This window comes from Emticicia soli (assembly GCF_037860775.1).
GTDB classification, from domain to species: domain Bacteria; phylum Bacteroidota; class Bacteroidia; order Cytophagales; family Spirosomataceae; genus Emticicia; species Emticicia soli.
Genome location: NZ_JBBEWC010000003.1, coordinates 115,838 through 128,601 on the forward strand (window position 1 = coordinate 115,838; position 12,764 = coordinate 128,601).

The 12,764-nt window shown below is 38.7% G+C and carries 12 protein-coding genes; 3 read left to right on the forward strand and 9 right to left on the reverse strand.

Annotated features, from left to right (window positions below; genetic code table 11):
- Window positions 1–75: 75 nt before the first annotated feature.
- The 7 genes from WAE64_RS04030 to WAE64_RS04060 form a co-directional block, all read right to left on the reverse strand.
- A complete protein-coding gene (locus WAE64_RS04030) occupies window positions 76–999 on the reverse strand; it encodes a helix-turn-helix transcriptional regulator (protein WP_340234870.1) in 924 nt (307 codons plus the stop codon).
- A gap of 12 nt (window positions 1,000–1,011) precedes the next feature.
- Window positions 1,012–1,821 carry a CRISPR-associated endoribonuclease Cas6 gene (gene cas6, locus WAE64_RS04035; protein WP_340234872.1) on the reverse strand — a complete coding sequence of 270 codons (810 nt, stop codon included), beginning with the start codon at window positions 1,819–1,821 and terminating at the stop codon, window positions 1,012–1,014.
- Between the two features lie 175 nt (window positions 1,822–1,996).
- Window positions 1,997–2,233, reverse strand: a complete 237-nt coding sequence (locus tag WAE64_RS04040) for a hypothetical protein (RefSeq protein ID WP_340234874.1) — start codon at window positions 2,231–2,233, stop codon at window positions 1,997–1,999.
- Window positions 2,234–2,753: 520 nt separating this feature from the next.
- Window positions 2,754–3,365, reverse strand: a complete 612-nt coding sequence (locus WAE64_RS04045; protein ID WP_340234876.1) for a TetR/AcrR family transcriptional regulator — start codon at window positions 3,363–3,365, stop codon at window positions 2,754–2,756.
- A gap of 132 nt (window positions 3,366–3,497) precedes the next feature.
- Window positions 3,498–4,658: a Gfo/Idh/MocA family protein gene (locus WAE64_RS04050; RefSeq protein WP_340234878.1), complete on the reverse strand. Its 1,161-nt coding sequence runs from the start codon at window positions 4,656–4,658 to the stop codon at window positions 3,498–3,500.
- Between the two features lie 16 nt (window positions 4,659–4,674).
- On the reverse strand, window positions 4,675–6,048 hold the full coding sequence (locus WAE64_RS04055) for a putative oxidoreductase C-terminal domain-containing protein (protein ID WP_379976931.1): 1,374 nt from the start codon (window positions 6,046–6,048) through the stop codon (window positions 4,675–4,677).
- Between the two features lie 16 nt (window positions 6,049–6,064).
- Entirely contained in the window at window positions 6,065–7,471 is a 1,407-nt protein-coding gene (locus tag WAE64_RS04060) for a Gfo/Idh/MocA family protein (protein WP_340234882.1), read from the reverse strand.
- Between the two features lie 716 nt (window positions 7,472–8,187).
- Here WAE64_RS04060 and WAE64_RS04065 point away from each other — a divergent pair.
- The 3 genes from WAE64_RS04065 (at window position 8,188) to WAE64_RS04075 (ending at window position 11,580) form a co-directional block, all read left to right on the forward strand.
- Complete coding sequence (locus WAE64_RS04065) at window positions 8,188–10,095, forward strand: YgiQ family radical SAM protein (RefSeq protein WP_340234884.1); 1,908 nt, start codon at window positions 8,188–8,190, stop codon at window positions 10,093–10,095.
- A 189-nt stretch (window positions 10,096–10,284) separates the two neighbouring features.
- Complete coding sequence (locus tag WAE64_RS04070) at window positions 10,285–10,794, forward strand: hypothetical protein (protein WP_340234886.1); 510 nt, start codon at window positions 10,285–10,287, stop codon at window positions 10,792–10,794.
- A gap of 144 nt (window positions 10,795–10,938) precedes the next feature.
- Window positions 10,939–11,580, forward strand: coding sequence for an MBL fold metallo-hydrolase (locus WAE64_RS04075; protein ID WP_340234888.1), 642 nt, complete (start codon window positions 10,939–10,941; stop codon window positions 11,578–11,580).
- Between the two features lies 1 nt (window position 11,581).
- Here the strand turns inward: WAE64_RS04075 and WAE64_RS04080 are convergent, their stop codons facing one another.
- Window positions 11,582–11,971 (reverse strand): iron chaperone, encoded by a 390-nt coding sequence (locus WAE64_RS04080; RefSeq protein ID WP_340234890.1) that lies wholly within the window; start codon window positions 11,969–11,971, stop codon window positions 11,582–11,584.
- Between the two features lie 97 nt (window positions 11,972–12,068).
- Window positions 12,069–12,716, reverse strand: a complete 648-nt coding sequence (locus WAE64_RS04085; protein WP_340234892.1) for a YIP1 family protein — start codon at window positions 12,714–12,716, stop codon at window positions 12,069–12,071.
- Between the last annotated feature and the right edge of the window lie 48 nt (window positions 12,717–12,764).

A 12,764-nucleotide genomic window follows, 5' to 3' on the forward strand; every position in this document is an offset into this window, starting at 1 on the left:
TTTACAAAGCCATTTTTCTTTCTCCAAAAATACTTAGGCTACTAGGGCAATATCTGCCCCACCACTAAAAATCTCCTAAAATTTTATCTCCCCACTCTTCTTCCTGATATGCTCAATCAATGATTCTGGCTCAATGATAGCCTTTATATACTCAAAATGACCCAAAATAAAATTGGTTAATCCCAAAAACTTATCATTCACTTTGCACGCAAAATCATACAAATCATCTTGCTCGGCGCAGGGGTGTATATATGCCTGAGCTAAAGGGAAGCGTTCAATAAGTTCGTTCAAAGCACCTGTCTTTAGTTTCAGATGCACAAATACCTGTTGGTCGCTCACAATTCTAAATGGGTCTGTAGCGGCAGAATGGTGTTTTGTTTCGTATTGCCAGGGCTGGTCTTGTACTTTTACTTTCTCAATTCTTGAGATTCGGAAGTGTCGTATTACCTTTTTTTCTACATCAAAGGCATGAAGAATATCGTCTTTGGTACTCACATTAAAGGGCTCTACCAATCGGTTACTTACTTTACTGCTCATAGTTGAGCGATAGTTAACCAACTGCACTACCCGCTTTTGCTTTTTAGCCTGTTCAAGCAGATTAGCTTTGTTGAGAAAGGTCTTTGAGAATAAACTACTTCCCAGTTTTGATACATCATAAATGGTTTCGAGCTTAGCTCTGATTTTCTCTAAGCGTTTATCTGAGGCATCAGCTTTAGTCAAGGCTTCTAATAAAAATTCTTTTTCTGACTCCGTAAAAAACAAAATATCCTGCAGGTATTCTAACGATTTATTAGAGGCAATAAAATACCTGTTTTTATGAGCCACTTTTATCATAAAATCGGCGTCCCGTAGCTCTCCTATATCTCGTTTAATAGAATCGGTGCTCACGCCATATTTAGCAGCCAACATACTAAGTGTATAGTAAGAGGGCTGTTCCAGTAAATTTTTTAGAACACCTAATAGCCTGTTCTTGTGGCTATTATCATGAAAAACGTTCATCAGTAATTTATTTTATAAAATGTCACAATAGCCCATGCCGGCCGAAGAAGTAAACTTGCCGAAACCACCGTAAAAGCCTACTTCTACTATTTTAGAAGGGGCATTTAGTTCAAAAACAAAGTTTTCGTAGCCTTTTATCTTCGTTTCCTCTTCTCGGTTTTGCTTGATTGAGATGAGTTTAGACCGCATCTTATTGGTGTCGGTCAGTTTGAAATTTATGAGTTTTTCAAGTGTAGAGTCGTCCATCGTTATGCCTTTGCCATAGACTGATTCATATTTACTAAGCAGATTAAGCGCAAAATAACGGGCAAATCGAGGGTCGGTTGGGTGCAGATAATCGTCGTTGCCATCGGCTCGTTTTTCGGCAATTACCATTGGTGAGGCAGCTTTGTATTGTAAACGGGTAGTGTTTCCTAGCGGAGCAGAAAGAGATTCTACCGATTCTATCAGAAAATCGGCCTGATATTTCCTGTTGTATATCCCGATACGCTGATTTTTAAAAAGACCCACAATAAAATCTTCGGCGGCTTTATCAATAAAAAAAGAAACGGTTATATATATAGGTCGGTCAGAGAGCAGTATAAAATCCTCGCCCTTTTCGATAGGCTTGGCTTTGTGCGGTATGTCAAACTTTGAGAACGTAAAATGTTTGAAATTTTTGGTAGAATCGCTCATTTTATATCCTTTTTGATGCAGAAAGGTAGCATATTCGGCATCGGCTTCTTTAATACGTGAGTATATCCAGCTCGAAAAGGGGTGATTATAATTCAGTGTCAGTTTTTGGTACGGTGTATATGGGCGCAGGGTTAGTTTAAATCTCATAGCAATGGTTGTTTGGCACAATAATAAGCCTAATGTTTAATTTAAACAATATTCTGTAGGATTATTTATTTTTCGGTTACTTGTTTGGCCTTGGCAATGCTTTGTTTTTGAAAAAAAGTAAAGGCCACTTTTCCGAGTGGCCTTCAGTGATATATATAAATTATCTGTTGTATAATTATAAACTTTGTGTTGCATTCGTTTGCGCTTGCAACTTTCTTTCTTTATTGCGTTTCCGGCGTTCTACTTCGTAGGCATCAAGGCGCTCTTTATTGCGTTTTCTATATTCACGGCAATAGATTTTCATTTCTTCCCTGTGGTTTTCGGCATATTCACGTGAGCGCTGATTTAGCTTCTCCCGATTTTTTTCTCTGTATAGTTTCTGATACGCTTTTTGGTATTCTGATGTTTTCATAAGATGCAAAAGTTAAGTTTCCGTTTTCAAAAATAGTAGATTTTCTGAATTCTCATAGTTTTTTTTCGTTTTTTATTAAGTGGACTTATTTAACGTAATCAAAACTGTATCCGGAAACTCATAAAACTTATGATTTATTATGAAAAAAGACAGTCGCTAGTAGCAACTGCCTTTCTGGTGTTTACACGTTGTAAATATTTTAAACTTTCTTTCTTATTTTAATTTATTGTTATGAATCCTTTGATGCTTCCTTAGTAATGCTTTAGATTCTAAGGAGTAATCAACAGCAGGGAATCATAAACTATTTTCTTAATCAACAGATATGTAAGTTTTCAAAGCAAAAATGACTATTTTTTGAATTTCAAAAATTCTCAGAATCAGCAGTTTTCCCTACATTTTATAGAAACCCCTACTGATGCAATTCTAATTTTTAAAGGTAATAAAATTTTACACAAATTTGTTCAACAAAATTGTTTAATGCAAATTAAAAAAATATAACCGAGAGGTAGTAAGTCAAAAATTAAGGTCTGATACCATTAATCACAAAGCTTTTAATATTGTCTCGTCGTTGTCTGAAAAAGGCTTTCATTGCTTCATCGTCTCTGTTTTCTTTAGCTTTTATATAATTCATGGCAAGATAAGGGAAGCTACATAAGCTATATATATGCAGAATCAGGTCTTCGCCTCTTACATTTTCAGCTACCACACCTTTTTGTTTTTCGTTTCTGAGAATGGCATCTAATTGCGCAGGAATAGTATCTTCTTGCGAACCTGCCAGAAAATGGATTAGCTCTTCTGATTCATTAAACAAATTAATAACAAAATTCGGTAAGCCCGGTTTGGCTTCAAACAAGTCGCTTATTACATCAACTATACCCCCTATCAGTGTTTCTAAATCGGTTTGCCGACCAATCATGCGTTTCATGTGCACAAAAACAATGGCTATTGTACCTTCAAGTACTTCTTTAAAGAGCGATTCTTTGGTACGGAAATAGTAATGCAACATTGTGCGGCTAATACCTGCTTCTTCGGCAATCTGATTAGTACGAGTGCCTTTAAAGCCATTCCGGTGAAAAACCTTTTCAGCAGCTAGCAGTATTTTTTGCTTGGTGTCGTGGTCTATTTTTGGCATAAAAAAACTTCTAATGGAAACATTTAACAAATTTATCTAACATTTTGGATAAAAATAATAGCCATAGCTACTTAAAGTGATTTCTAAGTAGCTATGGCTATTAAACGGTAACAAAACGCTAACGCAAATATCTTATCCCATTGGTTCCAGCTTTTTAGCAAATTTCTGCGCTTTCAAAGATAATTCTGTTGCCAAAAAGCAGTGTGCTTGTGTCATGGCTGTTTCGGTACGGTTTACAATGTCGCTTACTAGCTGGCTGCCGAATGGTAGAGGGTCTTTGCTGCAATCGATGTACTTGGTTTCTTTGTTATTTACCAGATACAAATTGTTGCCGCTATCTTTAATAGCAATATCAATATTTTTACGAATCTCGATAAAACCTTCAGTGCCTAAAATAGTCAATCGGCCATCGCCCCAGGTTTTTAGTCCATCAGGGGTAAACCAATCTACACGGATATACCCTGTGCCGCCGTTGCCTCTTACCATCGCATCGCCGAAGTCTTCAAACAACGGAAACTCAGGATGGTTAAGATTTCCTATCTGCGAGCTTACAACTTCGCCTTTAGTGGAGCCTGTAAAAAACAAAAACTGGTCGAACTGGTGCGAAGCAATATCTGTAATAATACCACCAAATTTGTTACGGTCGAAAAACCACTCGGGGCGGGTCTTGGTGTTCATGCGGTGTGGCCCTAAGCCAATTGTTTGTACAACCTTGCCGATAGCACCTTCTTTTATCAATTCTCCTGCTTTTACAGTTGCCCTGTTTTCGAAGCGCTCGCTATACATGATAGAGTAAATACGCTTGGTATCTTTCTGTACCTTTCTTACTTGCGCCAATTGCTCAAGGCTTGTAATACCGGGCTTATCGGCCATAAAATCTTTGCCATGTTGCATAGCTTTTATGCCTATTGGGGCACGTTCGCTGGCAATGGCAGCACTTAATATTAGTTGTATCGATTTATCTTCCAGTATTTCCTGCTCGCTTTTGGCTTGTTTTACGTTGGGGTATCTTTTTACATAACCTGCCATCAAATCGGGTTCTTTGGCGTATACTGCTACCAGCTCGCCACCACCACGAATAATGGCCTCTGTCATGCCATAAATATGCCCGTGATTAAGCCCTATTACCGAAAAACGGATACTTGGTTCAGCATTTTTATAAATATATGGTGCTTCTATCGAAGCTGTTTTTGCTGCAATTTCTGTCACAAGACCCGACGAAAGTACCAGCCCTGCTGTGCTTGCCAAGCTATTTTTTAGAAAATTGCGGCGGTTGTTATTACTGTTTTCCATAGTTTAATCAGGTTGTTTATTGGGTTTTGGTCGCCAGTTTTAAGGCTTGGGTAGTTGTATAATATTTGGCAATCATGTTGGGTACTTCCCATGCAGGTAATTTGCCTTGTTTCAGAAACTCGAGGTATTTTTCGGTTACTCGTCCAAAGTGTGCCTCATGACCTTCTTTGTATTTTTCCGGAATCTCCACTTCCCAACCTTTGTCGTTTTTCTTCAAACTAACACCCGGGTACTTTTTCTGAACTATTGCCAAGGCTTGGTTTAAACCTGTTTCATAGGCTTTGTCGTTACTAATAGGTTCAATATATAGCGTAGGTTTATAGTTTTGTTCTGCGCCTTGTCTGATAATCAGATTTGCTTTAGTGCCTCTCATAATCGAATAATGGGTGTCGCCACCACCTTCAGGTGCCTGATAAGCCCATATAACAGAAGCCTTTGCATGCACACCTTTTAGCTGATAATTGATTTCACCGTTCGAAAACACCTTCAATAAAGTATCGTTCACTACGTCTTTTTTCAGATAGTCAGGAAAACCCTGCGTTTTCGTGATAGTTTTAAACTGGCTCAGCGTCATATCGGTTGTCCAGCGGCGGGCATCATTTATCTTGATGTCTTTTTTATAATCAATGATTTGCTCAGGAAAACACTCCCATTGAATGAGGTCTACCAAGTGGGTGTTTACATCTACAATTCCTTCGCCTTGTTGAGATACATCCATAAACCACGAAGGGCGGGTGAGTACACTACCCGAAACATATTTGTAAAAATGATGCACACTTTCTTTGGTTACTGCCGGATTTTCGGGTGTTCCTTTTTCCAGATTTCCGAATGCTGATGCTAACATTGAAAACTCTCGCTGCAACATGGTAGAAATTTCGTAGCGCTCGGTCATTATATCATAAAGCAAAACCTTCTTCTGAGCCGCCGATGCAAAGGTTCTTTTGAGTTTCTCAAAATCCTTTTCGTTGATAATCATAGGTTTGTCGGCCAGTACATTAAATCCGGCATTGATTGATTTCTCCAGATAATCGGCTTTTATACGGTTATTACCAGCAATTACAACCACATTACCTGCTTTTTCGACCAGCATTTTTTCAAAATAATCACTACCTGTATATACCTGTTCGTCCCATTTTGTAGGGCTATCGGTACGGGTGTTGTAGCCTTTAATTCGTTGCAGATGAAAATCAAGGTCGGCACCTACAGGTGCATATACCCTTACTTCAGGGCTTACTTCAGGATACATATTTTTCTGTACCAAAGCTGCATGAAAATGGCCGGGGTCAAGAGTAATCAGTTTGATTTCTTTTGAGGTCTGGGCAGATGCTTCTTTATTCAATAACATACCTAGTGCTAGGGCGAATACTGTTGCTACGAGTTTTTTTCTCATCAGATATTATATATGGTTATTTATTCACTTTTATGGCATAGGCACTTCTTTGCTCTCTGCTCAATAGTGCGTTCGCCTCATTATCGTTCTTAAAACGCTCGGTTTTAGGATCCCAGTATAGTTTTCGGTTGAGCTTCATGGCGGCATGATGCAACAAGCAAGCACTACACGAACGATGTCCGATTTCGGCAGGAGCAATAGGGTCTTTGCGTGAGGCAATACTTTCAAGCCAATTGCCGTGGTGGTCGTTACTTACGGTCATGTGAATTTCGTTCGGGCCGATTTCTGAGGTAATAATTTTCGGGTCGCTGGCATCTAGTTTTTTAGCGGCATTTTGTTTGGCTACCGGGTCGCTAGAGGTAACAGCACCATCACCACGAGAAACAAAAATCCAGCCATCTGTTCCCTCAAACTTTATTCCGTTCGGAATCTCATTGCTGATAATCATCTCTACACCGTTTTCGTACATGGCATGCGTAGTAAATATGCCGTGCACATTCCATAAACCACTGGTCGGAAAATCGGCTTTACCCCATATTTCAGTAGGTCCCGAGTATTCGGTATCCATTCCCCAGTGCGCAATATCAATGTGGTGTGCGCCCCAGCCTGTAATCATGCCTGCCCCAAACTGCTCACAACGCAACCAACCTGGGCGGTCGAACCCTACTTGCGGGTGAACCCGTTTTTCGGTATAATATACATCGGGTGTTGTGCCGAGCCACATATCATAGTTCAGGTTTTTAGGTATTGGCATTTCAGGCTCTTCGTTGCCCGATGGATCGCCGGGTAAACCTACATATACCTTTTGCAATTTACCTATTCTTCCGTTTCTTACCAACTCTACGGCATACCTGAACTGCGACGTTGAGCGTTGCTGGCTACCAATCTGCAATATTCTGCCCGATTTCTTTACAGCATCGGCCATCATTCTCCCTTCTGCTATCGTCAACGAAGCTGGTTTTTGCACATATACATCTTTACCTACTTCTACGGCATGTATCACAATAGGCGCATGCCAGTGGTCGGGTGTACTTACAATAACGGCGTCAATATCTTTATTAAGCAATAGCTCTCTGTAATCGCCATAACCTTTTACACCATTAAACTCTTTTCCGTTCTTTTTGGAATAGTAGCCATTTACTAATTTCTGAGCTCCTTCTACACGGTTGCTGTCCAGGTCGCACACGGCCATAATCTGGGCAGTATCATGTTTCCATACACCCGGCATATCGTGCCCGCGCGAAATGCGCCCAACGCCAATAGCGCCAACATTGATTCGGTTACTTGGCGCATTTTTGCCAAATACAGAAGCTGGTACGATAGACGGGAAACCTGCTAATAAAGTACTGCCGGCTAAGACTCCTTTACTACCCAAGTCAAGGAATTTTCTTCTCGAGATGCTATTGTTTTTTTCGGTAGTCATAATTGTTGTTTGTAATGGTTAAATAGAATGAGGAATGGTATGGCTGTATTTTTATTGTTTATGCCTAATATACAGCCATAAGCACGGAGTACTGTCCTGTTATAAGTAGAATTGTTTCATGATAGCAGACTCTGGATTTAAGGTAGAACGATGCAGATAAATCTGAATACATAGTTCAGCTAATCATTTATTCTAAAAAAAATACAATTATAGTGCTTTTTCTTTAGCTTAAATCACTTTCCTGAATCATTACCTCCAAATCAAATCCAATAGAAAACTAAGGTTATTTTTGTATTTAACAAAGACTTTTTTGTCTATTTTTTGTAATTTATACATACTGTCTCTCGGTTTCGTTTTCGGAAACGTTACCGATAGTTTTTGTAAACTTGTAATAATTATAGATTTTTGTTGATAATTGCTTGTAATAAAAAGGAAGGCTTTGCTTAGATAGTGATAGTAGAAAAGATGTGGCTTAGAAAAGTATAATTTCAGCTATTTTGTCTTGAACTATGATTTAGCTGATAAAACTGATTTTATTGTTTTAGGTAAAGAAGTGAGGCTAATTATTCCTTTTAGCCGTTTATATGTTAATCAAATTGTTAAACCAACCCATTGATTTTAAGCTAATGCGACTTTTTTACTCTTTTTTTTGTTGAGTAATGGCGGAAAAGGGGAATAATGACAGTTTTCTCATAAAAACCCGTTAATTTTGTAGTATGATTATAAGACCGGAAAGACCCATAACAGATTGGCTGCCTCTTACTTTGAAAGAAGTAGAGAAAAGAGGCTGGGACGAAGTAGATGTAGTACTCGTTTCAGGCGATGCCTATGTTGACCATCCAGCCTTTGGAACGGCCGTTATTGGGCGTATTATAGAAAGCGAGGGTTTCAGAACTGCCATTATTGCCCAGCCAAACTGGAAAGATGATTTGCGGGACTTTAAGAAATATGGCCGTCCGAAGTACTTCTTTGGTGTAACGGCTGGTTGTATGGACTCAATGGTGAACCATTATACTGCCAACAAACGCTTGCGTTCGAATGATTCTTACACGCCGGGTGGTGAAGCAGGTTACCGACCTGACTACGCAACTACAGTTTATACCAAAATATTAAAAGAACTTTACCCGGATGTACCTGTTCTGATTGGTGGTATTGAAGCATCGTTAAGACGGGTAACGCACTACGATTATTGGAAAGACCAGCTAATGCCTTCGATTCTGGCTGATTCGGGTGCTGACTTGTTGGTTTACGGTATGGGTGAGCAACCATTGCGAGAGATATTGAAATTGGTGAAGAAAGGTGTGCCGCTTAATACCATTAAAAATGTGAATCAGGTGGCTTACATGCAAGATAGCTCTGAGGCTTTGCCTGATGATAGAGGCTGGAACACAGTTGAGCTGGCAAGCCATGAGGTGTGTCTGAAAGATAAACTCAAATACGCTTCTAATTTCAAGATAGTAGAAGTAGAATCGAACAAATGGCAGGCGAATCGTATCATTCAGAAAATAGGAAGCGATACCTTGGTGATTAACCCGCCATTTAAGATTATGGACGAAAAGGAAATCGACCAATCATTCGATTTGCCTTATACCCGCTTACCTCACCCCAAATACAAAAAACGTGGCCCGATTCCAGCCTATGAAATGATTAAGTTCTCGATAAACATGCATCGGGGTTGTTTTGGAGGTTGTAGTTTCTGTACTATTTCGGCGCACCAGGGTAAATTCATTGCTTCAAGAAGCGAAGAGTCTATCATGAAAGAGGTAAACGAAATTGTGCAACACCCTGAGTTTAAAGGTTACATTTCTGATTTGGGTGGGCCATCGGCCAATATGTATCGCATGAAGGGTAAAGATGAGTCTATCTGTGCCCGTTGTCAGGCACCGAGCTGTATTCATCCGGTTATTTGTTCTAACCTTGATACATCACATAAACCTTTAACCAAAATATATCAGAAAGTAGATGCACACCCCGAAGTGAAAAAGGCTTTTGTGGGTTCGGGTATTCGCTACGATTTATTGGTAGACGATTTCAATAAAAATAATCAGGATGGTAACCACGACGAGTACATGGAGCAATTGGTTACACGCCATGTATCAGGCCGCTTGAAAGTTGCCCCTGAGCATACCTCTGACGATACCCTACGTGTGATGCGTAAGCCATCGTTTAAGTATTTCAAGAAATTCAAGCAGAAATATGATAAAATACAGGATAAGCACGAGCTAAAGCAACCGCTGATTCCTTATTTCATTTCGTCTCACCCGGGTTGTGAAGAGGCCGACATGGCTAATCTGGCTGCTGAAACCAAAGACTTAGGTTTTCAGCTAGAGCAGGTGCAGGACTTTACGCCAACGCCTATGACAGTAGCTGAGGTTATCTATTATTCGGGCGTACATCCTTATACTTTGCAGCCAATTAAAACGGCTAAAACCCGTGAGGAAAAACTGGCACAAAACCGTTTCTTTTTCTGGTATAAACCCGAGTTTAAAAACTGGATTCGCAGCCGACTGCACAAACTCAACCGTGCCGATTTGGCCGACCGTTTATTGGCTAGCCCTAAAAAGAAAATACAGGGAAATGAACCAGTAGGAGCGGTGAAGAATAAAAAGAAGAGATTTAGGTAGTTAATATTTATAAAGAGTTTTAGTAAAGACGCCCATTTTTATAGAAGAGGGGCGTCTTTGTATTTAAAACGTAGAATGGCAAATATATTTTAATGATGAACAATTAGCAGATAACAATTTAAATTGTGATGCTAACAAAACAATTAGCGTCTGAATCAGTATGTACTATACATACACACATATAACACCATGCAAGAAAAATATAAACTCAAGGCTAAAATAAACTTTCTGGCGTATTACCAGATAGTTGGCGGAGCTATCGGAATTATTTTTTTGGTCTGGCTTTTAGTGAGCACATTGCCGGTGCAAGGTTTGAATAGTATCCTTTTCTTAATGATGGCTGTTTTCTTTGCTTTATCTATTTGTGCCGGATGGCTATTGCTTGAGAAACGAACTGAAGCAGGACTTACGCTTTCAAAAATCAATCAAATCTTACAGATAATAGGCTTTGGTTTTGGTGGATTTGGTTTTAAATACGTTGCGGGAATAATGCTATCGCTGGGAATTGACTTAAAAGATGACGCCAATTTTATTTTTAATTTTTCAATAACCAAGCTTGAGTTTTTTATAAATAGTAGCAAAGACCTCGCAAAAGTAGAAGTAAATCTGGTAGCCATATATCTGGTTTATTTTATCATAAAAATTCAGGATACTATTTTGTATCGTAGAAAAATAGGTGTGGTTAATGAGGATGATTAAAATAATATTTGAGCATGATGTTATAAAGCTAAGATGAAGTAAAATCTTAGAATCAATCTCAGCATTGTATCAAAAAGCCTTTCTCTTATTCTGAAATTACACCCAAAATCTTCCTACCTTTGGGTATTGAATTTCTGATAACTTATGATCCATATCCATTATTTTACATTTTCGCCTTTTGCAGAAAATACCTACATTTTGTGGGACGAAACCAAAGAGGCCGTTATTATTGACCCGGGTTGTCTGGCTCAATATGAGAAAGAAGAACTCGCCGATTTCGTTGCCGATAACCAACTGACGGTAAAGCATCTGTTGCAAACCCATACGCACCTCGACCACGTTTTTGGTAGTGCTTTTGTGAAACGCAAATTTGGCGTAAAGATGCTTATGCACAAAAACGAAATTCCGGTGCTGGATAATGTGGAGAGTCGATGCCAAATGTGGGGTGTTAAAGGTTATGAGCCTGTTGAAGCCGACGGTTTTATTGATGAAGGAGATGTTATCAAGTTCGGTAATTCTGAATTAGAGATTCTGTTTGTGCCCGGTCATGCCCCTGGTCACCTGGCTTTTGTTAACCATGCACAAAAGTTTGTGATTGGTGGCGATGTGCTTTTTAGAGGCAGTGTTGGGCGAACTGATTTCCCGCTTTGTAGCTATACCGACCTCATGAACAGTATCAAAACCAAATTCATGACACTAGACGACGATTATAAAGTATATGCAGGCCACAACGACCCAACCACCATTGGTTTGGAGCGTCGCACGAATCCTTTTATCAATCAATAAATCAGGCTGGTTTCTTCTTGGTAGATTTGACTTTGGCCTTTTTTAGGTTTTCTTCTACTCTGAACAATACAATTTTTCGTATAAGTTCGTAAGGTATAGGCTCATTTAATTGAAATTGAATAGAGCCTTTCCGTGTTTTATAAGGTGCAAGTTCTTCTGTAAAGCCATCGTTACCTGTTGGTGTAGCATAAAACCCAATATGGTTTTTGAATGCCGCAAAATATACCAGATTACCGTTTAGTATATAAGCAGGCATGGCATATTTTATATCTTCTTTTGCCTCAGGCGCAGCCGCCTGAATAGTAGCCCGTACTTTATCCAGAATTTTCTGAACGTCTTCCGGAAAACTACCAATGTACTCGTCTATGTTTTTTGCTTTATTCTGAACCATGAGTTGAGTTTTTTAGTAATAGGTTGAAAATAATCTATTCAAAAATAGTGGTTTTTAGAATACAATCAGTAGAATAGTAATTAGGTTAAAGGATATATCAAGCCGTATTTCCCTTCAATAAATAAAAACCCATCACCAGTAAAACTAAAGGAATTACTAGAAGTAAAATAGCTAATACTATATTGAGTATGGCCTTACCTACAGAAAACTGCTGCGCAATAGAAATACCTATAATTAACAGTCTTAATGAAATAAAACTCAGAACAATCTGAATAATTGCAAAGAAATAGCCTAAATACTCAGAAAACTCATTGTCTTCATAGGTAGATTCACTTCTAAAAACGTTGTCACTAAAGGCAATGATTCTTAATAGAAAGACAATTATTAAAAAAATACTTGGGATACTCGCCCACGCAACCACGTTTCTTATCTCTTTCTTTCTTGCTTTGCCATCAATCCATTTTCCAGAGAAATCAATAGCAAAGGAATAAAGATGCATAAATACATAACCTGAGATTCCTCCTATTAGGATGGCTGATATAATAATACTTTGCAAGGTTTCTCTATCTCCAAAACTATTTAATTCAGCTCTTTCAAAAGCTTTTTCTATACTGACAAGAAAGAATGTAATATGAACTACTTCGGCTCTATTCCATAAGATTATATCTTGGAAAGCTGCTTTAGGATTTATAAAAAGATATTGAATCAGTTCAGATACGCTATACTTGTTGTTGTTGACTTCCATTAATTTGTTAGAGTAGGTATTATTTGTCAAATATATTTTATTTAGTGG

Bases quoted from the DNA above. Each gene is read 5' to 3' on its own strand.
- WAE64_RS04075 (WP_340234888.1), top strand. From the start codon at position 10,939: ATGATCCATATCCATTATTTTACATTTTCGCCTTTTGCAGAAAATACC.
- WAE64_RS04065 (WP_340234884.1), top strand. From the start codon at position 8,188: ATGATTATAAGACCGGAAAGACCCATAACAGATTGGCTGCCTCTTACT.
- WAE64_RS04060 (WP_340234882.1), bottom strand. From the start codon at position 7,471: ATGACTACCGAAAAAAACAATAGCATCTCGAGAAGAAAATTCCTTGAC.
- WAE64_RS04040 (WP_340234874.1), bottom strand. From the start codon at position 2,233: ATGAAAACATCAGAATACCAAAAAGCGTATCAGAAACTATACAGAGAA.
- WAE64_RS04045 (WP_340234876.1), bottom strand. From the start codon at position 3,365: ATGCCAAAAATAGACCACGACACCAAGCAAAAAATACTGCTAGCTGCT.
- WAE64_RS04085 (WP_340234892.1), bottom strand. From the start codon at position 12,716: ATGGAAGTCAACAACAACAAGTATAGCGTATCTGAACTGATTCAATAT.
- WAE64_RS04080 (WP_340234890.1), bottom strand. From the start codon at position 11,971: ATGGTTCAGAATAAAGCAAAAAACATAGACGAGTACATTGGTAGTTTT.
- WAE64_RS04050 (WP_340234878.1), bottom strand. From the start codon at position 4,658: ATGGAAAACAGTAATAACAACCGCCGCAATTTTCTAAAAAATAGCTTG.
- WAE64_RS04055 (WP_379976931.1), bottom strand. From the start codon at position 6,048: ATGAGAAAAAAACTCGTAGCAACAGTATTCGCCCTAGCACTAGGTATG.
- WAE64_RS04070 (WP_340234886.1), top strand. From the start codon at position 10,285: ATGCAAGAAAAATATAAACTCAAGGCTAAAATAAACTTTCTGGCGTAT.
- WAE64_RS04030 (WP_340234870.1), bottom strand. From the start codon at position 999: ATGAACGTTTTTCATGATAATAGCCACAAGAACAGGCTATTAGGTGTT.
- cas6 (WP_340234872.1), bottom strand. From the start codon at position 1,821: ATGAGATTTAAACTAACCCTGCGCCCATATACACCGTACCAAAAACTG.